Below are 25,917 nucleotides of genomic sequence, written 5' to 3' on the forward strand. Positions count from 1 at the left end.
GCACCCGCAAATGAAAACCGCCGCCTGTCTCGCGACAGGCGGCGGTTTTTTTTATGCGTGCGTCAGATTACGGCTTGCGCGTCACGGTCTCGACCGCATCCTTGACGTCGCCAACCTTCTTCTGCACTTTGCCTTCGACCTGGTTTGCCAGGCCCTTGGCTTGCTGTTCTTCGCTGCCGACGACCTTGCCAGCGGCTTCCTGGATTTTACCGCCGACTTCCTTCAGTTTACCTTCGACTTGATCTTTGTTCATGATGGATCCTCACTGTAGTTGGTACATCTGTTGTCCTGCCCCGAAGGGCCGGTACTGCGGCTCACACGCCGTTGCAAACTGCTTGCTGCGTGTCGATGTGTCCATACTACGCTTGAGGTTGCAAAAACTATGTACGGTCCCTAACACATGCCAAAAATCAGCTAATTACGCGGAATCAGCCCGCTTTGCGCCATACGGTGGCCAGCCAAGGCTGCTGCTCGCGCGGCAAGCCGGGCGGACGGTAGTACTGCTCGACCAGGCTGAATCCGGCCGCCTGCACGTATGCGGCCCACGTCGCTTCATCGTGATAGCTGCCGTAGCGCGCGCCGTTCCAGCCTTCCTGGTTCTGCCCGCGCGGATTCGAGCTGAACAGCACGCCACCCCCCTTCAGGCACGCGTACAAGGCGCGCAGCACGCCGGGCAGAACGGCGCTGGGCACGTGGAACAGCACGGCATTCGCGAACACGCCGTCGAAGTGCGCGGCAGGCAAGTCGAGGTCGACGAAATCCTGCTGCCATACGGTGCAGCCGCTGTAGGCGCGCGCCATCTCGACGAAGCGGGCGCTGCCATCGACACCCGTCGCATGGTGGCCCATGGCCGTGAACGCTTTCAGATCGCGGCCCGGGCCGCAACCGAGGTCGAGAATCTCCAGAGGCGCCGGCTTGCCGATGGCGTTCAGCAGCGCGGCGATGTTCTGGCTGACGTCGTGGTCGCGCGTGCCTTCGAAAAACTGCTCGGCGCTGGCGTCGTAATGGGCCAGGGTACGCCCGGTGATGGCGTGGATGGGGTCTTGCTGATCTTGCGGTGGGGTCGGCTTCATGGCGGTCCTGTCGATATGTTCCGCCATTTTACGGTGCCGGCGCGCTGTGCGCAGGCACCGTCACCATTTGCTACCAGACGCGCACGCGCTGTTCCGGCGCCAGGTACAGCTGCTGCCCCGGCTTGACGTCGAAGGCCGGGTACCAGGCGTCGAGGTTGCGCACGGTGGCGGCGCGGTATTGCGCCGGCGCGTGGCCATCCGTGAGGATTTGCTGGCGCGCCGCCGCTTCGCGCGCCTTGCTGCGCCAGCTGACGCCGTAACCGATGAAGAAATCGCGGTCCGCGCCCGGCTGCACCGGCTTGCCCTGCTGCGACAGGGTGAACGCGTCATGCGCGGCCGCCACGCCGGCCAGGTCGGCCAGGTTTTCGCTCAGGGTCAGCTGGCCATTCACGGCCAGGTCGGAAAACGGTTTGTAGGCCGCGAACTGCGCCACCAATTGCTTCGAGGCCGACTGGAAATGCGCCAGGTCGGCTGGCGTCCACCAGTCGCGCAACTTGCCCTGGGCGTCGAACTGCGCGCCCTGGTCGTCAAAACTGTGGCTGATCTCGTGGCCGATGGTGGCGCCGATGCCGCCGTAGTTGGCCGCGTCGGACGCTGCCGGATCGAAGAACGGCGGCTGCAGGATGGCGGCCGGGAAGTTCAGCGCATTTTGCAGCGGCAGGTTGACGGCGTTGACCAGCTGCGCCGGCATGGCCCAGGCCTTGCGGTCGGGAGACTGGCCCAGCTTGGCCAGCTCCTGCCGGTAATGGAACTGCTCCGCCCGCTGCACATTCCCCAGCGCATCGCCGCGCACGACGCGCAAGCCCGCATAATTTTCCCAGCGCTCCGGATAGCCGACGCCCACGTACAGGGTCTTGAGTTTTTCCTGCGCCTGCGCCTTGGTGGCGGGCGCCATCCAGTCGAGCTTGTCGATGCGGCGCGAGAAGGCGGCGACGATATTCGTCACCATCTCCTGCACGCGCGCTTTCGATTCAGGCGGGAAATAGCGTTCCACGTAGAGCTTGCCGACGGCGTCGCTCAAGGCCGCATTCGTCGCGGCCAGCGCGCGCTTGCTGCGCAGCGACTGCTGCGGCGTGCCGCTCAGGGCGCTGCCATAGAAAGCAAAGCGCTGGTCGGCGGCCGCCTTCGGCAAGGTCGTGCTGAAATGGTTGATCGCGTGGAAGGCCAGAAAATCCTTCCATGTGGCCAGCGGCACGCTACCCACCAGGGCCGCGCTGCCCGTCATGGCCGTCGGATGCCAGACGATGAAATCCGTCTGCTTGCCCAGGCCGGCCGCCTGGAAGAAGGCTTTCCAGTCCAGGCCGGGCGCCTTGCTGGCGAAGTCGGCGGCGCGCCACGCATTATTGCCCTTGGCGACATCGGCCGAATCCTCGCGGCTGGCGTGACTGGCGGCAATTTGCTGCTCCAGCGCAAATACGCGCGCGGCCCGGGCCGGCGCATCGCTGTAGCCGGCCTGCTTGAGCATGGCGGCGATATGCGCCTGGTAGCCTGCGCGCAAGCCCTGCATGCGGGCGCTGTCGCTCAGGTAAAAGGCGCGGTCGGGCAAGCCCAGTCCGCCCTGCAGCAGATAGGCCACATTGCGCGTGGTGTCGTTCAAATCTTGCGCCACCCACAGGCCGAACAGGTTTTCCGTATAAAAATTGGTGGAATTGAGCGGGTCGACATCGGCGCGCAGGCTTTCGCCCAGCGCGCGGGCCAGTCCCGCCTGGTCGCGTATGCCATCGATCCTCTTCAGCAGCGGCTTGATCGGCGCCCAGCCCTTCGCTTCGATAGCCGCTTCGTCGATCCAGGAACGGTAAAAATCACTGACCTGGCGCGCGGAGGCATCGGTCTGTGGCGCCGCCGCCAAGCCTTCGACGAGGCCGATGATGCGCTCGTTGGTGGCGTTGGCGAGGATGGCGAACGAGCCCCAGCTGCTGCGGTCGGCGGGAATCTCCGTGTTGCGCAGCCAGTCGCCATTCACATAATCGTAGAAGTCGTCGCCGGGCAAGACCGCCGTGGGCGCCGCCATCGCGGCGGCGGGACTGGCGGCCGCCTCCTGTCCATGCGCGTGTACGGCGCCCCCGGCCAGCGCGATGCCGGACAGGGCCAGCGCCATGGAGCGCTTGCGCCAGAGACCGGGGAAAGAGGAAGCGACAGCAGTGGCAACGCGCATGGTGATCCTTTCAGGCAAAGTAACGACAGTAGTGTGCAAAATCATAACGCGTTTTGAGGCGCCGCAACACACTCCCCTGCCACCGCGACGCCAGCAGACATGCGGCTTGGCGGGCGATGTCGGCAGCAGCCAAGCAATCATCTAAATTATTTTCACTTTTTTTTCAAAAATACCCTCAAGTTCCGCTTGGACCTGCCGTTAATCTGGACAAGCGGTAATCCATTCACTAGTTACGGGTGTGCTCATGACCTCCAACGACGTTCTTTCGATGTATGAAAATATTGCAGGAATGACCAATAAAATGGTCGTGGCCGCACGTTCGAGCGACTGGGATGGCTTGGATACCCTGGAAAACCAGTGTGCCAGCGCCGCCAGCGCGACCATGACAGGCAAGGTGCCCGCTCTGGCCGGCGCCTCGCGCCTGCGCAAGATCGACTTGCTCAAGCAAATCCTGGCCAACGACCGCGAAATCCGCGCCATCACGGAACCATGGATGACGCAACTGCCGAACGCCATGCAGGGTTCGCGCGCACGCATGTAAAGCTTGCCGCGCCAGAAACGACAAAAGCACCCGCGGGTGCTTTTTTTTACGTCTGCCGCCATGCCAGCGAGCGCGCCATCTGCGGCGCCCGGAAAACAAGGAGGGGGAATTTGGAAGGCGAGCCCCAGATATCTCCTGGCGTCGCCTCGCTGCCGGTTGCATCCGGCGTTCGCGAGCACATCGTCGGCATCGCGAACCGCTTCCAGACCCAGGCGTTTATGCAACGCTACACCTGTTTGCCGCGCCACACTATCGTTGGTGACTGCGCCAGGCTGGGACTGTTTTGTCGTAGAGCAAGTCCACTGAATTAATCATATCACCATCTTTAAGAAATAGGCAACGCGATTGGCCGGCGTTTCCATTTATTTTTTCAATATCTTTTTTTATATCAATTTTCGGCGCCGCCTTGCCATGTCTTTAACGCGAGAACGGCTCCGGTTCCGGCTCGGCCGCCCCTTCTTCCACGGCTTCCGTCAGCACGGGCACATCCTTCTTCTTGCGGCTAAACGGCTTGCGCAGCAAGACCCAGTATTTCGACGGCGCACCAGGCGCCTGCCTGCGCTTGCGCACGACATACACGATGACGGCCGTCAACAACAGAAAGAACAAGGTGCCGATACCGAGCCACAACAGGCCGTTGCCGCCCGCTTTCTTTTCCTTGTCAGCGGCGGGCGCCGCATGCAGGGGCTTGGGCTTGGCATGGGGCGCCTGCGCTTCGACGGGCGCGGCGGCTGGCACAGCGGTGGTGGTGGCGGGCAGCGCCAGCGCCTTTTGCAAGGCGCCGATCTTGCCTTCCAATTCGCCGAGCTTTGCATTGAGGGCCGTGTTTTTCTCATCGAGCGCCACGCACGCTTGCGCCTGCTCCATATCGGCTTGGGGCGCGCAAGCGGCCACGGGCGCCGTGGCGCGGCGTACCGGCGCCGGGCGCTGCTGCGGTGCGGCAGCTGGCGTGGGCGCGGCGGGCGGCGGCACGAACACGCGCGGCGGACGCACGAAGCCCTCGGCCCGCGCGCGGGCCGCCAGCGCGGCGGCGTCGGGCGATGGCGCGACGGGTACAGGACGTGGTAACGGCAACGGCGCAGGCACGGGCACCTGAACGGCAGGCCGAACTGGCGCACTCACGGGAGCGGCAGCGGGCGGCGCCGGCGTCAGCCACAAGGTGCCCAGGCGCACGACGGCGCCATTGCCATTACCCAGCAATAAATACAGATGCACGTGGCCCGCCTGGATCGCTTGCCGGGTACTTACGCGCACATAGTGGCGCCCACCGCGTTCCAGCGGACTGATCGTCAAGGTCTGCAGGGCCGGGTCCATGCCGATGCCGCCACCGCGGTACACATCGGGCGAAGCCAGGCGCACGGCCACGCCGCTGGCTTCCTCGGGCGCCAGGGCCGTCAGTTCGATCTCGGCCAGCAGGGGCTGGCCCACGTGCGACAGCACGGCCATCTCGCCCAGTTCGGCCGCGCCCACCACAGGCGGCAAGGCCAGGCTGGCGGCGGCGCACGCGATCAAAGACCAACGGGGAAGGATGCTGCTCTGCATGGACTGATCGCTTTGATAACAGGATAGATAATGGGGACTCGCCTGTCTTTAACGGCAGGAAATCGCAAAAATATAGATGGCCCAGGGTAAAAATGATGCAATACAGCATCATCCTGTGTCTTTTTGACGCCTGGAGTACACTCGATCCACCTCTATCGATGAAAGGGATGTCATGAGTAGCAGAATCGAACGCGACAGTTTCGGCCCGATCGACGTACCCGCCGACCGGCTGTGGGGAGCGCAAACGCAGCGCTCACTCGAGCACTTCCATATCTCCACGGAAAAGATGCCGCCTGAACTGATCGCCGCCCTGGCCACCGTCAAGCGCGCGGCCGCCCACGTCAACCTGGACCTGGGATTATTGGATGGCAAGAAAGCCGTGGCCATCACGCAGGCGGCCGACGAAGTACTGGCCGGCAAGCACGACGCGGAATTCCCGCTGGCCGTCTGGCAGACGGGCTCTGGCACGCAAAGCAATATGAACATGAACGAAGTGCTGGCCAACCGTGGTTCCGAGCTGATCGGCGGCTTGCGCGGCGCCGAGCGCCTGCTGCACCCGAACGACGACGTCAACCTGGGCCAGTCCTCGAACGACATCTTTCCCACCGCCATCCACGTGGCCGCCGCCCTGGCCGTCGCCAACACGGTCTTGCCGCCACTGCGCCAGTTGCGCGCCACCCTGGATGCGAAAGCGACGGAATTTGCCGACATCGTCAAGATCGGCCGCACCCATTTGCAGGATGCGACGCCGCTGACCCTGGGCCAGGAATTTTCCGGCTACGTGGCGCAGCTGGACTTCGCCGAGCACATCATCACGGCATCGCTGCCGCCGCTGCTGCAGTTGGCCGCCGGCGGCACGGCCGTCGGCACGGGCTTGAATGCCCACGTGGAATTTGCCGGCCGCATCGCGCAAGAACTGGCGCGCCTGACGGGCCAGCCGTTCGAAACGGCCAGCAACAAGTTTGCCGCGCTGGCCGCCCACGACGCCCTCGTCGCCGCCCACGGCGCACTGAAAACCCTGGCCACGGCCCTGATGAAAATCGCCAACGACGTGCGCTGGATGGCGTCCGGCCCCCGCTCCGGCCTCGGTGAAATCACGATCCCCGAAAACGAGCCTGGCAGCTCCATCATGCCGGGCAAGGTCAACCCCACCCAGTGCGAAGCGCTGACCATGCTGTGCTGCCAAGTGTTCGGCAACGACGTGGCCATCACGGTGGGCGGCGCCTCGGGCAATTTCGAGCTGAACGTCTTCAAGCCCTTGATTGCGCACAACTTCCTGCAAAGCGCGCGCCTGCTGGGCGACGGCATGCGCAGTTTCGACGAGCATTGCGCGCACGGCATCGCACCGAACCGCGAGCGCATCGCCGAACTGATGGAGCGTTCCCTGATGCTGGTCACGGCGCTGGCGCCGCACATCGGCTACGACAAGGCGGCGCAAATCGCCAAGCAGGCCCAGCACGAAGGCACGACTCTGAAGGAAGCGGCGCTGGCCCTGGGCTTTGTAACGGAAGAGCAATTCAGTGCGTGGATCGTGCCCTTGGAGATGACGCGGCCCAACAAAAGCTGACTTCCACCCTGCATTGCTGGCGGCTTCAGGTAAACTACGAGTTAGTTGAGGTCGTCATCAAGTGTTGAAAACACATCATTGCAATAAGGGATACAATGCAAAAAGTAAGCTTTGATTTAACATCCGAGTTCGTCGAGCTGAACCAGCTGTTGAAGCTGGTCGGCTTGTGCGACAGTGGTGGCGCAGGCAAGGTCATGGTCGATAGCGGCGTGGTGAAGGTCGATGGCAAGAAGGAATTGCGCAAGACCGCCAAGATCCGCGCCGGCCAGGTCGTCAGCGTGGGCGATATCCGTATCACGGTCGTCGCTCCAGTCTGACCCCGGCATGGGGCGCGAAAGCGGCCCCATGCGTCCAGCCAGCACCCCGCCAGCCGGCTGCCTGCATCAAGCTGCAAACACGTCGTTATTGCCAGATAAATATCGATTGCAGAAGGGGAGCGCCATGGACCATCCCGAACAAGGTACGCGCAGCCAGGAACGCCTGATCGGCGACTTGCGCCAGGTCATAGAAAACGCGGAAGAATTGCTGCGTAACACAGACAAATACACCAGCAGCCTGTACCAGAGCGCGCGCGCCAGGCTGGAACTGGCCCTCGTCGCGGCCACGGCCGAGCTGGCCCGCTTTGAAGAAGAGCAAGTGACGCGCATGATGGACGCCACCCTGGCCGCGAATGCCCTGTACCGCGATCAGACGGGTGAAGCGCGCCTGCTGCGGGCCTTCGAATAAACCGTTACGCCGTCAACACAGTATGCGCCAGCCACTGGCGCAAGTGTGCGGCCAGGTCGAATGCCGGGTTCAGCGCGAACGCCGCATCGAGCGCGGCGCCAAACGTCTGTCCCTGCCGCAAGGCCAGCAAGGCCGCATGCGCCGCCGCATCGAGTACCAGCACCTGCGCCTTCCAGCGCGACCGGCATACGAGCGCGTAGCTGGCCACCTGCATATCTTGCGGAAACATCCCCTGCCCTTCCCCTTCCTGATGCGCCTGCCACAGGGCCGCCACTTGCCAGTTCGATGCCAGCAAGACGCAAGCGGGGTGCAAGGTAAAACAGCGCGTTTCCAATTGATCAGGATGCAAGGCGGCCAGGGACTCGGGCGCCAGGCCCTGCGCATCGGCCGCGTAATGGGCCAGGTGCACGGCCCATTCCAGGCGCGCCATGTCCGGCAAATAGGGCAACTGTGCCACGGGTGGGAAAGCAGCAAGAAAATCGGCGAAACGCGCGCCAAATTCATTCAAATCAGCGCTATCGGATGGCTTCTTTCGGCCATACGCGCGCGCCAGTCCGGCAAAGAATGCCTCACCCACGAGCGCCAGCACGACGGGATAGGCGTGGCCCAAGGTGCGGCGCCAGGTGGCGCTCAAGTTGCCGCGATACAAGGAGAAACGCTGCGGCACCGATTCTCCCGTGAACGATGGCAGGGCAGCCGCGGTATCGAGCAAGGCCGTGGCAAACGCTTGCTGGCTAGCCGCCAGCGTGTCAGGCGACACGGGCGGCGGGGACGGCAGCGCCGCTCCCTGCCATGGTGGCTGCGGCGCATGGCGCGCCAGCATGGACTGCGCTTTGTCCGCCTCGCCCAGCAAGACATCAAGCGGCGGCAAATCCGTATCCCATTCGACGAGGGTGGGAATGGCGCCAAAGCGCAACAAGGCGGCCGCATACAAATCCCAGACGGAATCGGCGATGGCGGCACCGTGGTGGTCGATCACGGCATGCGGCGTCAGCAGGTGGCCGCCCAGGTGCAGCTCGCCCACGCTGCCCGGCGCGATGGATTGCATCGCAAGCATGGCGTCCTCGCCGTGGTTGCACTGGTTCACATACAGATTATTGATATCGAGCAGCAATCCACAGCCGCTGCGGCGCGCCAGCTCCGCCAGGAATTGTGCTTCGCTCATGGCATCATCGGCAAAACGCAGGTAAGTGGAGACATTCTCCAGCAAGATCGGCCTTTTCAACACATCCTGCACCCGCCCCACTCTGGCGCACAGCAAATCGAGGGCGGCGCCATTCAAGGCCAGCGGCAACAGATCGTTGAGTTGCCGCTGCGCCACGGCGCCCCAGCACAGATGTTCCGACACGATTGCCGGCTCGGTGCGCTCGACCACGGCGCGCACGCGCTGCAGGTGCGCTTCCGAAAAGCCGTGCGCCGAGCCCAGGCCGAGGCCCACGCCATGCAGGCTGATCGGGTAATCCTGGCACAGGGTCTGCAGCACGTGCCAGTCCCAGCCAGACGGCTGCAGATAGTTTTCAGTGTGCACTTCCAGCCAGCCCACCTTGGGCCGGCACTCGAGGAAGTCGCGGTAATGCGCGGCGCGCAGGCCGACGCCGGCAAGCGCCTGGATGGGCGGCGGCATAGGCAGGCGGCGGACGCTTAGGGCTGCGTGGCAGGCTTGGCAGCCTTGCCAGCCTTGATGGGCTTGACGGAACCGCCCGCCTGTTCGCACGTGCCCTTGGCCACATAGGTCCATTCCGTGGGCAGATTGTCCGCCTCGGCCTGGCCTGCGCAGGAATGCGCGCCATCGGACGAGGCGCAATCGTTCTGCCCCGCCTTGGCCACGCCGTAGCATTTTTCCTTGTCGCCGGGAGCGGGACCATCGTGCGCGGCCGCGTTGATGGTGGTGCCGGCGCAGATGCCCGCGAGGGCGGCGGCGATGAGAGCTTGACGTTTATTCATGGGAAATCCTCTTGCTGGGTCAAAGTAATCGATAAGTAATCATTCAGTCACGGCACTCCCCAGGCTGCACGAAGGCAACACGAGGTGATGGACGTCATTCTACTGAATCGGCCGTGCCATGGCGAACCATGATCAATTAATCAACTTGACAGAGGCGGGAAGAAAAATGGAAGGGAGGCAGACAAAAACGCCCACGCGCCACCGTCGATGACGGTGGTGTGGGCGTATCGATGGCGAGCGGCAGACGGGCGCCGCGCGACTGCGCTCAGGCTGTCGTGTTGATGCGGTTACCGAGGTGAGCCGGCAGGCTAGGCGCCGCCTGTATCGGTGGCAACGCTGCCAGCAAGGCAGTGGCAGTCGAGCTTTGGATATCCTGGGCTTTTTTCAGGACAGTCAAGCCAACGGCTTGCCGCGTGCCTGTCTCCGCCATCGTGGTTGACAGTTGAGCAATGCTTCCGACGTCCATACGTTTCTCCAATGAGGTTCTACCCTTGTTAACGGATGCCGCCGGCAAACCTTTAGCTTATTTTTCCAGCTTATTTTCCAACTGCAGCAGCAACCAGGCCAGCACGTGCTCGCGCGCATTCAAGTCCAGCCATTGCACGCCCTCGCGCAAGTCGGCCGGCGCCGGACTGTCGGAGGCCACGGCGATCACATGCGGGTCATGCGGATACAGGGGCGCCTGCCCCACTTCCGGGCGAAACACTTCCAGCTTGGGGATGGGATCCGTCTTGAAACCCTCGACCAGGGTCAGGTCTGCCGGCCCCATGCGGGCCAATTGCTGCGCCAGGCTGGGCTCGGGCGCGCCGCGCAGCTCATGCACGATGGCAAAGCGGTACGGCGACGCCACCAGCACTTCCGCCGCCCCCGCCATGCGCAGGCGGGCACTGTCCTTTTGCGGCGGTTCCAACGCCAGGTCATGGTGGCTGTGCTTGACCAAGTTGACGCGCAAGCCGCGCGCCGCCAGTTCCTTCACCACAAATTCTAGCAGGGTCGTCTTGCCGCTACCGGAACGGCCGATCACACCGAGTACCGGGTGTGCGGGCATCGCATCGTGCATGGTCACTCCTTGTTTGAGAAGGAATGATTATACGCAGCCCCACGGGCGCGACCGCCGGCACAGGCGTTGTACATTGCCCGGCTCATCGCCCAGGTCAAGCGACCACAGGTTTTCCTCCATTCACGGCACCGGCGGGCGCCGTCTTGCCGCCCTGCCGCCGGCGCCTGCCCGCCGGCTTCGGCGCTGTCGCGCCCGCCGTTTTGCCCGCTGTTTTATTATTTGCCGCCTGCGCATTCCTGGCCGTGCGCGCCAAATGCCGGTGGGCGGCGATCGCGCCCGCCTCGGCATCGGACTGGAACGGTACGGCGGCCATTTCGCCATCAGGCTGGCAAGCGGGTGCCAGCGGGGCGAAATCCTGCGCCCGCACATCCGCTTCCCATGCGGCGCGCTGCGCCAGTACCACGGCGGGCACGGCGGGCGCCGCGCGCGCTTGTGCCAGGGTCAGCACGGCGCCCAGGCCGCTGGCAGCCGCCACGCGCGCGCCCATCTGGGGCAAGGCGCCATCGGCGCTGCGGCAAAAGCGCTGCAAGATGGTTTTGATGATCGATGTGTGGTCGAGCACCTCGTGGCTGACGCTGCCCGGCGCGATCAGCGGCGACACCAGCAGCATGGGCACGCGCACGCCGTACTGGCGAAACGCGGGATCATCATCGATGGCGGGGCCAGGCGGCACATGGTCGAAAAAGCCGCCGTGCTCGTCATAGCTGAGGATGAGCAAGGTGCGCGCCCACGCCGGCCCGCGCGACAGAGCCTGGTAGACCTGCGCCACCAGCGCCTGGCCGGCGCGGATATCGCCCGGCGGGTGATCGTCACTCTCAAAAAAATGCGGATCGATCCAGCTGACCGAGGGCAATGCGCCCGCCAGCGCATCGCCGATGAAGCCATAGCGGCGCGCGCTGGAGCCAAACGGTTCGTACAGCTCGGACGAACGGTAATGGTCGTCCGTCAGCGCCAGGCTCCAGGGCTTCCAGGCGGAATAAAATTTCCAGCTGACCTGGGCGCGGTCGAGGTGGCGCACGAAGGATTTGTTCGTATACAGGGGCACGCGCTTGCTGTCGCGGCTGCCGGCAGCCTTGCCGCTGATCGCATACAGGCGGTTGGGCCAGGTGGCGCCCGGAACGGAGCTGTAGCAGCGGTCGCAGACGCAGAACTGCTGCGCCAGGAAATCGTACATGGGCAAGTCGGATGCATTGTAATAGCCCATCACCAGATCGATGTCGGGGTCGCCTGGATGCGTTTGCGCATAGTCGTCGACAAAGCCGCCATTATTGTTCTGCAATTGCTGCGCCACCGACATGCCCGTATGCGACGGGTCTTGCTGCGGGCCAAACGCCGTGCGCCGCAAATGGTGCACGGGGTAGCTCACGCCCGCATGCACGTTGGCATGGCCGGCCTGCAAGCCGTCGATGTCGGCACGCCCGCCTTCCAGGCTCAGGTAGCCGAGCATGTGATCGAACGATCGGTTCTCCATCATCAGCACGACGATATGGTCGATGCGCGCCAGGTTTCCCAAGCCATGCGCATCAAAAGCACCCTCACCCGCTGCGGCAGCAATCATCGGAACTCCCCGGCCGCGCACACGGTCGCAGCGACCCTGGTTCGACCAGGCCAGGCCAGTATGGTTCAGCTACTGTTACCCGGCCTTGATGCACAACAATTCAATACGGCACGCGGTAGCGGTAGCCCTTGAAACTGAAGATGGCCGCCTTCGGCTGCAATTTTTCCAGCACCAGGCCCGGCGCCAGTTCCTCGCCTTCGTGGCGCAGGGCCTTGTCGATCAGCAGCAGGCGGTCGGCCGGATTCTTCGAATAGATATAGCCGCCGATGGCGACGGGGGGTATTTGCCGCTGTATCGGCTCGGGCAAGTCGCGCATGCCGGGTACGGTCTCTTCGGCCGCGGCCGCCGGCGCAGGTACGGGCACGGCCGGCGCCGGAACGGGGACTGGCGGCTCTTGCTTCGGTTCCGCCACGGGCCTGGCATGCTGCACTGGCGCGATGGTGGGTGCCGGCGGCACGGGCACGGGCACAGCCACAGGTGCAGGCACAGAGACTGCGGGCGGGACTGCTGCCGGCACCGGCGCGGGCACGGCCTGGGCCAGCACGGCAGGCGCGGCCTCAGGCGCCGTGGCCGCTGCCTGCCAAGGCTGCCACAGCAGCAGCGCGGCAGCCACGGCCACCGCCACGCCGCCCAGCGTCAGCCAGACGGGCGCGCGGCTCGCCGCGCCCGATGCTGCGCCATCGTGCAACTGCACTTGCGGCGCGTGGATCGACGGCAACTCGCCCAGCTGGCGCTCGGCTTGCGATTTTTTCAGTGCTTCAAGTATGTAGGACATCTTATTTCCCCGCCACCATCGCCGTCGCAGCGGGCGCTGCCACGGCAGGAGCTGCGCTGCTCAGGCGCGGCTCCGCGTTGTCACCGAGCTGCATCAGGCGTATATACGTTTTCGGGCCCGCCAGACCATCGGCCCGCAGCTTCTGGCTTAGCTGGAACGCGCGCAGCTGGCCTTGCATCTCGGCATCGAGCGGCAGATTCGCGGCCGGCGTTGGCAAACCCCGCTGTTGCGCCAGACGCTGCGCCAGCCAGTCCACGTCGGCACCGCGCGCGCCCAGCGGCACTTCGTCGCGCCAGCCGCGCGGGGCGCGCCAGAAGGTCGTGAAACTGCCATCGCTGCGCTGCGCCAGCTGGTCCAGCGGCAGGCTTTGTTGTTTGCCATCGAGCATCAAGGTAGCGCTCCCGTCCTGCACGCGCGTGAGCAGCGCCAGCTGTTCCGTACCATCCGCATCGCGCAAGGCCAGCATGGCGGGACGGTCCAGCACGCGCAGCTCGGCGATACCGCCCCTGCTGTGCAGGCAGCGCAGGCCGGCGCGCGCGCCCGCCTGGCAAGCGTCGCCGGCCGGCAACTGCTCGCCCCACAGGGCGGCCAGCTGGCGCAGCACGGCGTTGCGGTCCGGCACCTTGGCGGGCGCGGGCGTGGATGCGGCGGCAGCCGCCACGGCGGAGGCGGCCGGCACAACGGCGGCCACGGCAGGCGCAGCAGGCACGGCGGGCGGACGCGGCATGAAATGCCAGACCAGCGCGGCCGTGACGACGGCGCCGGCCAGCACGCCGCCCGCCACGTGCGGCCAGCGCAGGCCCCGTCCGGCAGCCGGCTTGCCCTCTTCCGCAAACACTTCTTCAGCGGCACGGCGCAATATCTGGCGCGTCACTTGCGGCTGGTTTTCCACGTAAGCACCCAGCAGCGCGCGGTCGCACAGCAGGTTGATGCGGCGCGGCACTCCCTTGCTCAAGCCATGGATGTGCGCCATCAGCCGTGGCGCGAACGGTGTCTGCGCCGTGCTGCCGGCCACGGCCAGCCGGTGGCGGATGTAGCTTGCCGTCTCGTCCGCCGTCAGCGAACCGAGGTGGTAGCGGGCGATCACGCGCTGCGCCAGCTGCTCGAGTTCCGGCCGGGCCAGCATGGCGCGCAATTCCGGCTGGCCGATGAGGATGATCTGCAGCAACTTGCGCTCGCTCGTCTCCAGGTTCGTCAGCAAACGCAACTGTTCCAGCACGGCGGCGGACAGGTTTTGCGCTTCATCGATGATCAGCACATTGTTCTTGCCCTGCGCATGGCTGGCCAGCAAGTGCGCATTGATGGCGTCGACATAGCCTTTCACGCTGGCCACGTCGGGCGCCAGGGCGATGCGGAATTCCTCGCAGATCGACAGCAGCAATTCCTCGACGGACAGTTTCGGATTGAAGATATACGCGAGCTGGCAGTTTTCCGGAATCTGCTCCATGAAGCAGCGGCACACGGTGGTCTTGCCGGCGCCGATTTCTCCCGTCAGCAACACGAAGCCGCCGCCGCTGCCTACGCCATACAGCAAATGCGCCAGCGCTTCGCGGTGGCGTTCGCTCATGAACAGGTAGCGCGGATCGGGGGCGATCGAAAACGGCGATTGCTTGAGCTGGAAATAATGCGTGTACATGGAGACCCTGCGGATGAAACGATCAAAATGCGCAGCGGCAAGCCGATACCCTCATCGGGTGCGGGCGGGCGGCAACGGCTTGTATTTGGCGCAATAGACTTTCGCCTTGCTGCGGAAGTAGACGATTTTACTGCCAGGCACGGAACCACGGACAGGAAAGGCGGAATTGTCGAGTTTATTGAAGCGCAGGCCCGAGACGCCGCGGATGGCCGGCTCCAGCTTTTCCGGTGTCGAGTCCGCCACCACGCCCATGAAGACGAGGGGACTGGTATCGTCGCTGACGATCACGTCGGTAATCGGCGCGCCCCACAAGGTGGCGTCCGTGCGGAACCAGTAGGCGCCCCCTTCATGCTTGTAGGCGGGGCCGAAGGCCGTCAGCAGATACGTATAGAAGGCTTTGTTGTCGATCTGGTCGATGCACAGCACGGCATTGCCCACCACTTGCCCGAACGTGGACGGCGGCGGCTTTTGCTGCGCCAGGACGCCGGACACGGGCACGCCGCAGGCCAGCAGGGCGAACGCCGCCAGCAGGGCCGGCGCACGCCACGGGCGCATCGATGAACGGCGCACGCGCATGGTCAGCGCTTGCGCTCTTCTTTCTTGACCTTCTTGGCTTCCTTCTTTTCCTTCATGGTCTTGGCCGGTTCCTTCTTGGCTTCTTTCTTGCTGTCCTGTGCCTTGCTCATCATCTACTCCATGCCTGGGCGGAAATGCCTGGGCCATTATGACACTCCCCCATGAAAATGCCACGTCATTTCCCCCATGCAATTGACAGACGGCGCCCGGCAAGCACGGGCAGCGCATGCGCTTATTTGCAAAAAGACGTTTGCATTTTTATTTTATTATGTTTTAATACACGAACTTTATAAATAGATATCATTTCGGTGCGGCGTGACCAGCACGGAAACAAGCATACAAACTGGGGACAGGACATGGCCGGCATACGGCACGACCATGTGTAATCGATTTACAGCCCTCGGCGGAAACAGACAATATGATGAGAACAATGATCTTGCTGGGCGCGGCCTTGACGCTCTGGGCCGCTGGCAACACGCAGGCGGCAGAGACGCCGCCGGTTCAGATGGCCGCCTACCAGGCGACACCCCCCACCCTGGCCACGCGCCTGGCCAGTTTCCATTCGCCGGACGCCAGCCTGCGCGTCCCCGCGTCGCATGAACCGGGAACGCATTCGCTGCTGCTGGTCACCATCGTGCTGCTGAGCCTGCGCATGCGCGCCAGCAGCACCACCAGCAGCGAAAAATTCAGCACCTGACGTGAAAACGGCCGCGCAAGGCGGCCGCTCCAGTCACGCGTCAGCGCACGATCAGTGCAGGCACAGACGGCGGCGCGTCTTTTCGATCAGCGCCGCATCGTAGGGATACAGGTTCTCGATAAAGAACAATTCCGTTTCCGCTTCATCTTCCAGGCACATTTCGATCATGACCGGGCCATCGCTTTCGCGGCCCAGGAAATCCTTCGGCCAGCGGTTCTTGCGGTGCGTGCGCATCATTTCCATGCCCAGCGCGGCCAGCGGCGCCGACACGCCAGCGGCCAGCGCCTCTTGCTGCCAGTCGTCCCAGTACTCGCTCTTTGCTGCCTTGTCGTTCATCATGCTCTTCCAACTCAGGTGTAAAAGGCGGACTTTACTCTTCATGGCGTCCCTTGCCAAGCATGCATACAAGCAATACCGCGCGCCCAACAACAGACCAGTTGCAAAAAATTGGCATTAAACAAGGCCAATTTCAATACCATTCGGCATCCACAAAAAATCCTTTATTAACAAATACTTGCAATCAATCCCTCGGGCATGGCGCGACGCCGCGCAACGCAATTATTAATACCACTTAAATACCTGTTGACAAGCCCTCGGGGCGACAATATAGTGCCTTCAGCTTTTTCGCCGCCCGACAAATAAAAGAACCGAGACAGGCGCACTCAACCAAACGCGGGACTGCACAACATGATCGAATACATAATCGGCGTCGACGGCGGGGGAAGCGGTACCCGCGTACGCCTGGCGCGCCTCGACGGCCAGGAGCTGGCACAGGGACAAAGCGGCCCCTCCGGCCTGGGACTCGGCATCGAACGGGCCTGGACCTCCGTGGCGCATGCCGTCACCGTGGCCTTCCGCACGGCCGGCCTGGAACAGCCGTCATTGCAGCGCATGGCCATCGGCCTGGGCCTGGCCGGCGTGCACAACAAGCAGTGGGCCGCCAGCTTCGTCGAACACAATCCCGGCTACGCCTTGGTGGCGCTGGAATCGGATGCCCTGACCACCCTGCTGGGCGCGCATGCGGGCCAGCCGGGCGCCATCGTTGCCATCGGCACCGGCAGCGTGGGCGAAGTGCTGCACGCGGACGGCAGCCGCCATGAAGTGGGCGGCTGGGGCTTCCCTTCCGGCGACGAAGCGGGCGGCGCCTGGATCGGCATGCGCGCCATCAACCACGCGCAGCAAGTGGTCGACGGGCGCGTGCCCGGCAGCGCCTTCGCCACGGCCGTCATCGATGCCTGCGGCGGCCAGCGCGACGCCATGCAGGTGTGGCTGGCCGAAGCCAGCCAGACCAATTTCGCGCAACTGGCACGGCTGGTGCTCGAACACGCAGCCAGCAATGCCGTGGCGCACACCATCCTGGTCGATGCGGGCCGGCAGATCGCGCTGATCGCCAGGGCGCTCGACCCGGCCGGCGCCTTGCCCGTGGCCCTGTGCGGCGGCCTGGCGGCGCCCTTGTCGGGCTACCTGCCGGCAGAACTGTTGCAACTGGTCGTGCCGGCACAGGGCGACTCGGCCGCAGGCGGTCTGCGCCTGATACGCAAGCACTTGCAGGAGCAATGACCATGCTGGCCAAACTGTCCACCTTCAAACCCAATCCGGCCAGCGACACGCCGCTCTACATGCAACTGGCGAACATGCTGTCGGACGGCATCGCCAGCGGCGACTGGCGCGCCAACCAGGCCTTGCCTTCCGAGCGCGTGTTGTCGGACATCCTGGAAATCTCGCGCGTCACGGCGCGCAAGGCCATCGACATGCTGTGCGACCGGGGCATGCTGACGCGCAAGCGCGGCTCGGGCACCTATATCACGCCCAAGCTGGAACAGCCGCTGTCGCGCCTGACGAGCTTTTCGGAAGAATTGCGCCAGCGGGGCTTTACGGCCGGCTCGCGCTGGCTGCAGCGCGACATCGGCTCGGCCGCGCCGCTGGAACTGCTGTCGCTGGGACTGTCGCCGCACATGCCGGTGGCGCGTTTGCGCCGCCTGCGCACGGCCGACGAAGTGGTGATGGCGATCGAGACGACCACCATTCCCGCGCTGTACATGCCGGACCCGCAGCAGGTGACCGATTCGCTGTACGGCTACCTGGAGTCGCGCGGCACCATCCCGATGCGCGCGCTGCAGCATATTCGCGCCGTCAACGCCACGGCGGAACAGGCCAAGCTGGCCAACATCAAGACGGGTGAAGCCATGCTGCACATCACCCGTGTCAGTTATCTCGACAACGGCGCAGCGGTGGAACTGACCCACTCGTATTGCCGCAGTGATTATTATGAATTCGTAGCGGAGTCGCGCAGATGAGCAGCACTATCAAAGGCAATATCCTTACCCCCGGCGGCTGGATCCACGGCGCCATCGCCTTCGGCGAGCGCGTCGACAGCATCACGGGCGATTCCCTTCACCCGTCGAACAACAGCGACGACTATATTCTGCCCGGCTTTATCGACCTGCACGTGCACGGCGGCGCCGGCAAGGACATCATGGAAGGCGGCGACGCCGTCTACACCATCGCGGCCATCCATGCGCGCCACGGCACGACCAGCCTGCTGGCCACCACCATGACGGCGCCGCCGGAAGACATCGACATGGCCTTGACGGCCATCGGCATCGCCGCCAACCACCGCCGCCCGAACACGGCGCGCGTGCTGGGCGCCCACCTGGAAGGCCCGTACATCAATTCCGGCAAGCTCGGCGCGCAGCCCAACTTCGCGCGCGCCGCCACCCTGGCTGAAATCGAACGCCTGCAAACCTTGGCCAAGCTGCGCGTCATCACCGTGGCGCCGGAAATCGCCGGCCACCTGGACCTGGTCCGCGCCCTGGCCGACGCCGGCGTGCGCGTGCAGATCGGCCACACGCTCGGTTCGTACGAAGACGGCGTGGCCGCGCTGGAACACGGCGCCATGGGCTTCACGCATCTGTTCAACGCCATGAGCGGCCTGCACCACCGCGAGCCGGGCATGGTCGGCGCCGCCCTCGCGCACGCCGAATACGCGGAACTGATTCCCGACCTGCTGCACGTGCATCCGGGCGCCATCAAGGTGGCCCTGCGCGCCATCCCGCGCCTGTACTGCGTCACCGATTCGACCGCCGCCACCGGCATGCCGGACGGCGAATACATGCTGGGCCGCCACGCCGTGCAGAAATGCATGGGCGGCGTGCGCCTGCCCGACGGCACACTGGCGGGCAGCACCCTGACCCTGGACCAGGCGCTGCGCAACCTGGTGGGACTGGGACTGGACCTGGCCGACGCGTCCAAGCGCGTGTCGACCAACGCCGCCGATTACCTGGGCCTGGATGAACGCGGCCGGCTGGCCCCCGGTACTTACGCCGATCTGGTGGTACTCGATCGCGATCTCAAACTCAAAGCTGTGTATATAGAAGGAGAAATCTGTGACCTCAATGATGCTTAAAGAAGCCATTTCCGCCGCCGAATGCGTCGCCCTGCAACTGGCCAGCGACACGGAACGCTACGCGGAACTGGGCCGCAAATTGAGGAGCACCTCGTTCTCGACCGCGCTGACCATCGCGCGCGGCAGCTCGGACCACGCCTGCAACTACGTCGCCTACCTGATCATGGCGCGCCTGGGCCGTGTCGTGGCCTCGCTGCCGATGTCGCTGGTCACCCTGAACAAGTCGCCGCTGGTGACGCGCGACACCTTGGCCATCTCGATCTCGCAATCGGGCCAGAGCCCTGACGTGGTCGAACCGATCCGCTACTTCCGCGACGGCGGCGCCACCACTGTGGCCCTCGTCAACGACATCGATTCGCCGCTGGCGCACGCCGCCGAATGGGCCATGCCCCTGCGCGCCGGCAAGGAACAAAGCGTCGCCGCCACCAAGAGCTTTATTACCAGCCTGGTCGCCGGTGCGCGCATGGTGGCACAGTGGCAGAACGATCCCGAGCTGCTGGGCGGCCTGGAAGCGCTGCCCGAGGCGCTGCTTGAAGCGACCCGCGTCGACTGGTCGCCGGCGATCGACGTGCTGGCTCCGGCCCGCAACATCATGGTTGTCGGACGCGGCATCAGCTTCCCCGTGGCGCTGGAGTCGGCCCTGAAATTCAAGGAAACCTCGGCCCTGCAGGCGGAAGCGTTCAGCGGCGCCGAAATCAAGCACGGCCCGATGGCCCTGATCGAAGACGGCTACCCGCTGCTGATTTTCGCCACGCGCGGCCCTACCCAGGCCGGCCTGCTGCAACTGGCAACAGAGATGCGCGGCCGCGGCGCCAAGGTCTTGCTGGCGGCGCCCGCCGACGTGGCCGAGCGCGACCTGACCCTGCCCGTGGCCGCCACGCCGGACCTCGATCCGATCGTCGCCATCCAGTCCTTCTACGTGATGGCGGCAAAACTGTCGGCCGCGCGCGGCATGGACCCGGACGCGCCGCGTCACTTGAGCAAGGTCACCAAGACCAACTAGGCACTACCCGGCAGCTGCGCCCCCGGCACGGGGCGCGGCTGCCGTCAGAAGCACCCGAATATAAGCGACGGCAAGGGCATGTACCCGCGCCGCGGACTCATGGACATTGGAGCGCCACGCTCCAGGATAAAAATGACGATCAAGAGACTGTTGGCGGTTGTTGCCTGCGCGGGCCTGCTCGCGCCGCAGGCATGGGCTGCCGAGAAAATCGAATTCTGGACCTTCAGCATGAAGCCCAAGTTCACGCCGTATTTCAATGCGGTGGTGGCGCGCTATGAGGCGCAGAATCCCGGCGTCAAGATCGAATGGGTCGACTTCCCGTGGGACATCATCCAGACCAAACTGGTCACGCGCATCGTGGCCGGCACGCCGCCCGCGCTGGTCAGCCTGAACGTGCCCTGGGCCGACGAATTTGCGCGCGACGGCTTGCTCACACCCGTCGATGGCCTGATCGGGGAAGCGCGCGCCAGCTACATTCCCAGCGCCCTGGACGACTTGCGCTTCAAGGGCCGCACCTATGGTTTTCCCATGTACAGCAATGTCGCGGTGATCGCCTTCAATACCGCCATCTTCAAGCAGGCGGGCCTCACGCGCGGCCCCGCCAGCCTCGATGAACAGCTGGCGTACGCGCGCCAGATCGCGCAACGCACGGGCAAGGCCGGCATCGCCCCGGCCCTGTCCAAGATCGACGGCCTGTTCATGCAGCAGGGCCTGTCCGTCATCACCGACAACCGCGCCGTCTTCAATTCGCCGCAGCACGTGGCGCTGGTGCAGAAACTGGCCGACACCTACAAGGTCGGTGGCTTGTTGAAAGAAAGCCTGTTCGCCGAAGACAATTTCCCGGCCGTGATCGACGCCTACAAGGGCGGGCGCCTGGGCATGCTGCTGGCGCCGCCGACTGCCATGCAGCGCATCCGCGGCGACGCGAAAGACATCTACGCCATCACCGACGTGGCGCCCGCGCCGCTGGGCCCCACCGGCATCGCCGACGGCGGCTGGCTCGTGCACTTCGCCATTCCGAAAGGCGTGCCGGCGCGCCAGCTGCCGTCGGTCGGCAAGTTCGCGCGCTTCCTGACGAACGACGAGAACCAGCTGGCCTTCGCGCGCCAGGCCAGCGTCTTTCCCACCACGGTGAAAGCGGCGGCCGATCCGTTCTTCCTCGCCACGCCAGCAAACGCGGGCGCGGCTGAAAAAGCGGTGGCCGCCGGCGCCCTGTCGATGGGCCACTCGCGCACCCTGTACGTGGCCGGCATCGACGACTACGACGAGTTGCGCCGCTCGCTCGTGAAAGCCGTCGAAGCCGGGGTCACGGGCAAGCAGGATGTGAAGCAGGCATTGGACCAGGCCGTCGCCATCTGGAACCGCAAGCTGGCCACCCTGCCGCGCCACTAAGGACACCATGAAACTCGCCCACCGCCACACCGTGCAAGCCTGGCTGTTCCTGACTCCCGCCCTGCTGCTGCTGGCCGCCTTTTCCTTCTGGCCCGTCGGCTACGGCTCCGTGCTGGCCTTCACCGACTACAGCCTGATACGCGAGACGCGCTTCGTCGGCCTGGACAATTTCCGCTACATCTTCAACAACGAGATGTTCGTCTCGGGCTTGAAAAATTCGCTGATGTTTTTGCTGATGGTGCCCTTCGTGCAGGTGGGCGCCATCGTGCTGGCCGTGCTAGTGAACAACCGCCTGCCCGGCATCCGCCTGTTCCGCGCCGCCTTCTACGTGCCCGTGGTGACCACCGTTTCCGTGGTCGGCATCATGTGGGGCTTCATGTTCCATGAACAGGGCGCGCTCAACTACGTGATGATGACGTTAAAGCTCGTGAACGCGCCCGTGGGCTGGCTGACGAACGACAGCCTGGCCCTGTTTGCCGTGATGTTCGTCACCCTGTGGCGCGGCCTGGGCTGGTACATGGTGATGTATCTGGCGGCCCTGCAATCGATACCGTCGGACATGCAGGAAGCGGCCATGCTCGATGGCGCCAACCGCTGGCAGCGCTTCTGGAAGATCACCGTGCCCATGCTGCGCCCCACCATCATGCTGTGCTCTATCCTGTCCGTGCTGGCGGCCCTGAAGGCGTACCAGGAAGTCGACGTGCTGACCCAGGGCGGGCCGATGAATTCCACCTTCACGGCGCTGTACTACGCGTATGACCAGGGCCTCAAACACTTGAAACTGCCGCGCGCGCTGGCGGCCAGCTTCGTCGTCTCGCTGTTCTGCATAGCCATCGCCCTGCTGTGCCTGCGCTATCTGAAACCGAAGCACCGCTAACCGGGAATGACCATGACAAACCGCTCCCGTCCCCTGAAAACGCGCCTGCAGCTCATTGGCCAATACGCGGGCCACTATGCCGTGCTGTGCGCCATCGCCGTCGTCTGCGTCTTCCCGTTCTGGTGGACCCTGGTGACGGCCATTTCCACGGAAGGCAATATCTTCGCCTTCCCGCCCACCTTCTGGCCGAAGGCGCCGTCCTTCGACAACTTCATCGAGGTGTTCAAGGCGATCCCGATCTGGTCGTTCTTCAAGAACTCCGTGCTGATCGCCGTATTCACCGTGTTCTGGAAACTGCTGCTGTGTTCATTGGCCGCGTATCCGCTGGCGCGCCTGAAATTCCGCGGCCGCAAACTCGTGTTCGGCCTGATCCTGGCTACCCTGGTGCTGCCGTCCGAGGTCAACTTCCTCGTCAACTTCATCACCATCACGCAAATGAGCCTGGTCGATACTTACACGGGCGTGATCCTGCCCAACGTGGTGACGGCCGTGGCCATCTTGCTGCTCAAGCAGGCGTTCGAGGAAGTGCCGCAAGACCTGATCGACGCGGCGCGTGTCGATGGCGCGTCCGAGTGGGTCATCTTCAGCCGCATCATGCTGCCTTTGATCACGCCATGGCAGGCCACCGTCGGCATCCTGACAGCCGTCGAATCGTGGAATGAATACATCTGGCCATCCATCGTCATGAGCAAGCCCGATGAATTTCCCCTGTCGGTGGGCGTGCTGTACTTGCGCGGCACCTTCGGCAGCAGCACGCGCGTGATCGCGGCCGGCACTCTGATCACCATCGTGCCGACGCTGCTCGCCTTCCTGTTTACCCAACGCTTCTTCATGCGCGGCATGGACGGCGCAGTCAAATGAAAACGTCTCTCGATAAGGAAGCCTCCATGCACGACAAGCGCATCAGCATCAGTAAAAAAGCACGCAGCCCGATCACCTGGGTGCCCACCTTGTACTTCGCCCAGGGCTTGCCGTTCTACGCCGTGGCCCTGGTGGCCGGCCTGATGTTCAAGAGCATGGGCGTGCCGAACGACCAGATCGCCCGCTGGACGGGCCTGATCGGCTTTGCCTGGGTCTTCAAGTCGCTGTGGAGCCCCTTCCTGGAGCTGACGTCGAGCAAGAAGACCATGGTGGTGCTGTTCCAGTTCCTTGGCGGCCTGAGCCTGGGCCTGATCGCGCTGGCCCTGCAAACGCCGCTGTGGTTCGCCGCCTGCATCGCCGTGCTGTTCGTTGCCGCGCTGGCCTCGTCCACGCACGACATCGTCTGCGATGGCCTGTATATCGCCAGCCTGTCGGACAAGCAGCAGGCCGCCTACGCGGGCTGGCAAGGCGCCTTTTTCAATGCCGGCAAATTCATCTCGCTGGGCGGCCTGGTGATCCTGGCCGGCTACCTGGAGAAGAAAATCGGCGTCAAGCCCGCCTGGTCGGTGATCTTCCTGATCATCGGCGCGATGATGCTGTCGCTGGCCGCCTACCACCTGTGGGCGCTGCCGCAGGTGCGCAACGCGGCCGTGGCCGACAAGAGCGTGGCGGGCATCAGCCGCACCTTGTGGGACGTGCTGGTGGACTTCCTGAAAAAGCCCGGCATCTGGGGCATGATCGCCTTCATCATCCTGTTCCGCGCGGGCGAGGCGCAAGTGCAGACCATCGGCCCGCTGTTCTTGCGCGAAGCGCGCGAGCTTGGAGGGCTGGGCCTGTCGACGACGGAAGTGGGCGCCGTGTACGGCACGGCCGGCACCGTCGCTTTCCTGCTGGGCAGCATCGGCGGCGGCTACTTCACGTCGTGGCTGGGCCTCAAGCGCGCCATGTTCTTCCTGATCCTGGCCATGAACTTACCGAACCTGGTGTTCTATTACCTGAGCCACAGCATGCCGACCGACCTGACCCTGATCACGGCCGCGCTCAGCGTGGAGATGTTCGGCTATGGCTTCGGCTTCGTCGGCCTGATCCTGTTCATGATGCAGGTCGTCTCGGTCGGCAAGTACCAGACGGCCCACTATGCGTTCGCCACCGGCGTGATGCAGCTGGGTTCCGTGCTGTTCAAGATGATCAGTGGCGACATCCAGACGGCGCTCGGCTACAAGACTTTCTTCCTTTGGGTGCTGGTGTCGGCCGTGCCCGTATTGATCCTGTCGCGCTTCATGCGCATCGGCCCGAAGGATACCTCCGACCCATCTGACGCCGGCGCCACGTCCGCGCCGGCCAGCGCAAGCTAGGATAGAAGCACTTCATGGCACATATCGCATTGAAAAATATCGTCAAGCTGTACGACGACAAGCATCCCGTCATCCACGGCATCGACCTCGATATCCGCGACGGCGAATTCGTCGTCTTCGTGGGACCGTCCGGCTGTGGCAAATCGACGCTGCTGCGCATGATCGCAGGGCTGGAAGACATCACGGATGGCGAACTGCATATCGGCGGCCGGCTGGCCAACGATATCGCGCCGGCCGAGCGGGGCCTGGCCATGGTCTTCCAGAGCTACGCCCTGTACCCGCACATGACGGTGTACGAGAACATGGCCTTCGCCCTCTCCCTGGCCGGGCATAAAAAGGCCGAGGTGCGCGCCGCCGTCGAGCGCGCGGCCGAGATCCTGCAGATCACGCCGCTGTTGAAACGCAAGCCGAAAGACCTGTCGGGCGGCCAGCGCCAGCGCGTGGCCATCGGCCGCGCCATCGTGCGCAAACCCAAGGTTTTTCTCTTCGACGAACCGCTGTCGAACCTCGATGCATCGTTGCGCGTGCAGATGCGCGTGGAAATCTCGCGCCTGCACCAGGAACTGAAGACGACCATGATCTACGTCACGCACGACCAGGTCGAGGCCATGACCCTGGGCGAGCGCATCGTCGTCTTCAACGGCGGGCGCATCGAGCAGGTGGGCAGTCCGCACGAGCTGTATAACAATCCCGGCAACCTGTTCGTGGCCGGCTTCCTCGGCGCGCCAAAGATGAACTTCATCGCTTGCGAGGCCGTCGCCTGCGGCCCCGGTTCCGTGGCCGTGCGCCTGCCCGGCGGCGCCGTCATCGACGTCGAAGCACAGGGCGATGGCGTGGCGCCGGGTGACCAGCTGACCCTGGGCGTGCGCGCCGAGCATGTCAGCCTGCAGCACGGTGCCGATACGGACAACAACGTCGTCGACGCGGCCGTCAGCCATGTCGAATACCTGGGCGACGTGGCCATCGTTTACGCCAGCATGCCGGGCGCAGCCGAGATGCTGGCGGTCAAGCTGCCGGCCGAGGATGGCTTGCGCCACGCGGGCGACGCCATGCGCCTGCATCTGCCGCCGCAGCGCTGCCTGCTGTTCGATGCAAAAGGGCAAGCCCTGGCGCGCACGTTTGCCGCACCCGCTCAGCCGTTTATGTGACAATAGCCGCTTTGTATCATGCCGC

27 protein-coding genes are annotated in these 25,917 nt (G+C 64.3%); 14 read left to right on the plus strand and 13 right to left on the minus strand.

Going from position 1 to position 25,917, the window contains the following annotated elements:
* Nucleotides 1-67: 67 nt before the first annotated feature.
* From V3C40_RS11370 to V3C40_RS11380, 3 genes are all read right to left on the minus strand, one after another.
* Entirely contained in the window at nucleotides 68-253 is a 186-nt protein-coding gene (locus tag V3C40_RS11370) for a CsbD family protein (protein WP_034759763.1), read from the minus strand.
* Nucleotides 254-428: 175 nt separating this feature from the next.
* Nucleotides 429-1,073 (minus strand): class I SAM-dependent methyltransferase, encoded by a 645-nt coding sequence (locus V3C40_RS11375; protein ID WP_331777475.1) that lies wholly within the window; start codon nucleotides 1,071-1,073, stop codon nucleotides 429-431.
* A 70-nt stretch (nucleotides 1,074-1,143) separates the two neighbouring features.
* A complete protein-coding gene (locus V3C40_RS11380) occupies nucleotides 1,144-3,228 on the minus strand; it encodes a M13 family metallopeptidase (protein ID WP_331777476.1) in 2,085 nt (694 codons plus the stop codon).
* 289 nt (nucleotides 3,229-3,517) lie between these two features.
* Between V3C40_RS11380 and V3C40_RS11385 the strand changes: the two genes are divergently transcribed.
* The gene (locus V3C40_RS11385) at nucleotides 3,518-3,769 is read left to right on the plus strand and encodes a flagellar protein FliT (RefSeq protein ID WP_307788907.1); all 252 of its coding nucleotides are present in this window, start codon (nucleotides 3,518-3,520) and stop codon (nucleotides 3,767-3,769) included.
* A 417-nt stretch (nucleotides 3,770-4,186) separates the two neighbouring features.
* Here the strand turns inward: V3C40_RS11385 and V3C40_RS11390 are convergent, their stop codons facing one another.
* Entirely contained in the window at nucleotides 4,187-5,311 is a 1,125-nt protein-coding gene (locus tag V3C40_RS11390) for a type IV pilus assembly protein FimV (RefSeq protein ID WP_331777477.1), read from the minus strand.
* 172 nt (nucleotides 5,312-5,483) lie between these two features.
* Here V3C40_RS11390 and fumC point away from each other — a divergent pair, with 172 nt between their 5' ends.
* The 3 genes from fumC to V3C40_RS11405 all read left to right on the plus strand — a co-directional run bounded on the left by fumC (nucleotide 5,484) and on the right by V3C40_RS11405 (nucleotide 7,604).
* Entirely contained in the window at nucleotides 5,484-6,878 is a 1,395-nt protein-coding gene (fumC, locus tag V3C40_RS11395) for a class II fumarate hydratase (RefSeq protein ID WP_058051170.1), read from the plus strand.
* A gap of 95 nt (nucleotides 6,879-6,973) precedes the next feature.
* Nucleotides 6,974-7,195 (plus strand): RNA-binding S4 domain-containing protein, encoded by a 222-nt coding sequence (locus tag V3C40_RS11400; protein ID WP_035825476.1) that lies wholly within the window; start codon nucleotides 6,974-6,976, stop codon nucleotides 7,193-7,195.
* Between the two features lie 124 nt (nucleotides 7,196-7,319).
* Entirely contained in the window at nucleotides 7,320-7,604 is a 285-nt protein-coding gene (locus tag V3C40_RS11405; protein WP_034759786.1) for a hypothetical protein, read from the plus strand.
* A gap of 4 nt (nucleotides 7,605-7,608) precedes the next feature.
* Here the strand turns inward: V3C40_RS11405 and bufB are convergent, their stop codons facing one another.
* The 8 genes from bufB to V3C40_RS11445 all read right to left on the minus strand — a co-directional run bounded on the left by bufB (nucleotide 7,609) and on the right by V3C40_RS11445 (nucleotide 15,153).
* Entirely contained in the window at nucleotides 7,609-9,228 is a 1,620-nt protein-coding gene (gene bufB / locus V3C40_RS11410; protein ID WP_331777478.1) for an MNIO family bufferin maturase, read from the minus strand.
* Nucleotides 9,229-9,245: 17 nt separating this feature from the next.
* Nucleotides 9,246-9,548 (minus strand): BufA1 family periplasmic bufferin-type metallophore, encoded by a 303-nt coding sequence (locus tag V3C40_RS11415; protein WP_034781859.1) that lies wholly within the window; start codon nucleotides 9,546-9,548, stop codon nucleotides 9,246-9,248.
* 265 nt (nucleotides 9,549-9,813) lie between these two features.
* Nucleotides 9,814-10,014 (minus strand): YjfB family protein, encoded by a 201-nt coding sequence (locus V3C40_RS11420; protein ID WP_034759798.1) that lies wholly within the window; start codon nucleotides 10,012-10,014, stop codon nucleotides 9,814-9,816.
* Nucleotides 10,015-10,071: 57 nt separating this feature from the next.
* Nucleotides 10,072-10,608 carry a molybdopterin-guanine dinucleotide biosynthesis protein B gene (gene mobB, locus V3C40_RS11425; protein WP_058051167.1) on the minus strand — a complete coding sequence of 179 codons (537 nt, stop codon included), beginning with the start codon at nucleotides 10,606-10,608 and terminating at the stop codon, nucleotides 10,072-10,074.
* 94 nt (nucleotides 10,609-10,702) lie between these two features.
* Complete coding sequence (locus V3C40_RS11430) at nucleotides 10,703-12,166, minus strand: alkaline phosphatase family protein (protein ID WP_331777479.1); 1,464 nt, start codon at nucleotides 12,164-12,166, stop codon at nucleotides 10,703-10,705.
* Between the two features lie 100 nt (nucleotides 12,167-12,266).
* A complete protein-coding gene (locus V3C40_RS11435) occupies nucleotides 12,267-12,941 on the minus strand; it encodes a general secretion pathway protein GspB (RefSeq protein WP_331777480.1) in 675 nt (224 codons plus the stop codon).
* A 1-nt stretch (nucleotide 12,942) separates the two neighbouring features.
* On the minus strand, nucleotides 12,943-14,577 hold the full coding sequence (locus V3C40_RS11440) for an ExeA family protein (protein ID WP_331777481.1): 1,635 nt from the start codon (nucleotides 14,575-14,577) through the stop codon (nucleotides 12,943-12,945).
* A gap of 51 nt (nucleotides 14,578-14,628) precedes the next feature.
* Nucleotides 14,629-15,153, minus strand: coding sequence for a hypothetical protein (locus V3C40_RS11445; protein ID WP_331777482.1), 525 nt, complete (start codon nucleotides 15,151-15,153; stop codon nucleotides 14,629-14,631).
* A 418-nt stretch (nucleotides 15,154-15,571) separates the two neighbouring features.
* Between V3C40_RS11445 and V3C40_RS11450 the strand changes: the two genes are divergently transcribed.
* Nucleotides 15,572-15,850, plus strand: a complete 279-nt coding sequence (locus V3C40_RS11450; RefSeq protein ID WP_139143410.1) for a hypothetical protein — start codon at nucleotides 15,572-15,574, stop codon at nucleotides 15,848-15,850.
* A gap of 51 nt (nucleotides 15,851-15,901) precedes the next feature.
* Here V3C40_RS11450 and V3C40_RS11455 read toward each other — a convergent pair whose 3' ends face one another.
* Entirely contained in the window at nucleotides 15,902-16,189 is a 288-nt protein-coding gene (locus tag V3C40_RS11455; RefSeq protein WP_034759823.1) for a hypothetical protein, read from the minus strand.
* A gap of 348 nt (nucleotides 16,190-16,537) precedes the next feature.
* Here V3C40_RS11455 and V3C40_RS11460 point away from each other — a divergent pair, with 348 nt between their 5' ends.
* The 9 genes from V3C40_RS11460 (at nucleotide 16,538) to V3C40_RS11500 (ending at nucleotide 25,892) form a co-directional block, all read left to right on the plus strand.
* Nucleotides 16,538-17,410: a BadF/BadG/BcrA/BcrD ATPase family protein gene (locus V3C40_RS11460; protein ID WP_331777483.1), complete on the plus strand. Its 873-nt coding sequence runs from the start codon at nucleotides 16,538-16,540 to the stop codon at nucleotides 17,408-17,410.
* Nucleotides 17,411-17,412: 2 nt separating this feature from the next.
* Entirely contained in the window at nucleotides 17,413-18,147 is a 735-nt protein-coding gene (locus V3C40_RS11465; RefSeq protein WP_046685618.1) for a GntR family transcriptional regulator, read from the plus strand.
* Nucleotides 18,144-19,256 carry an N-acetylglucosamine-6-phosphate deacetylase gene (gene nagA / locus V3C40_RS11470; protein WP_331777484.1) on the plus strand — a complete coding sequence of 371 codons (1,113 nt, stop codon included), beginning with the start codon at nucleotides 18,144-18,146 and terminating at the stop codon, nucleotides 19,254-19,256. The genes V3C40_RS11465 and nagA overlap by 4 nt, the downstream gene beginning before the upstream one ends.
* Complete coding sequence (locus tag V3C40_RS11475) at nucleotides 19,246-20,259, plus strand: SIS domain-containing protein (protein WP_034759831.1); 1,014 nt, start codon at nucleotides 19,246-19,248, stop codon at nucleotides 20,257-20,259. The genes nagA and V3C40_RS11475 overlap by 11 nt, the downstream gene beginning before the upstream one ends.
* Before the next feature lie 132 nt (nucleotides 20,260-20,391).
* A complete protein-coding gene (locus V3C40_RS11480) occupies nucleotides 20,392-21,651 on the plus strand; it encodes an ABC transporter substrate-binding protein (RefSeq protein WP_331777485.1) in 1,260 nt (419 codons plus the stop codon).
* Nucleotides 21,652-21,658: 7 nt separating this feature from the next.
* Entirely contained in the window at nucleotides 21,659-22,528 is an 870-nt protein-coding gene (locus V3C40_RS11485) for a carbohydrate ABC transporter permease (RefSeq protein WP_319992434.1), read from the plus strand.
* 12 nt (nucleotides 22,529-22,540) lie between these two features.
* Nucleotides 22,541-23,389 carry a carbohydrate ABC transporter permease gene (locus V3C40_RS11490; protein ID WP_331777486.1) on the plus strand — a complete coding sequence of 283 codons (849 nt, stop codon included), beginning with the start codon at nucleotides 22,541-22,543 and terminating at the stop codon, nucleotides 23,387-23,389.
* Nucleotides 23,390-23,415: 26 nt separating this feature from the next.
* Nucleotides 23,416-24,744: an MFS transporter gene (locus tag V3C40_RS11495; protein WP_070303685.1), complete on the plus strand. Its 1,329-nt coding sequence runs from the start codon at nucleotides 23,416-23,418 to the stop codon at nucleotides 24,742-24,744.
* Nucleotides 24,745-24,758: 14 nt separating this feature from the next.
* On the plus strand, nucleotides 24,759-25,892 hold the full coding sequence (locus tag V3C40_RS11500; RefSeq protein WP_331777487.1) for an ABC transporter ATP-binding protein: 1,134 nt from the start codon (nucleotides 24,759-24,761) through the stop codon (nucleotides 25,890-25,892).
* Nucleotides 25,893-25,917 lie beyond the last annotated feature (25 nt).

It is taken from the genome of Janthinobacterium sp. LS2A (genome assembly GCF_036543145.1).
Taxonomy (GTDB): domain Bacteria; phylum Pseudomonadota; class Gammaproteobacteria; order Burkholderiales; family Burkholderiaceae_D; genus Janthinobacterium; species Janthinobacterium aestuarii.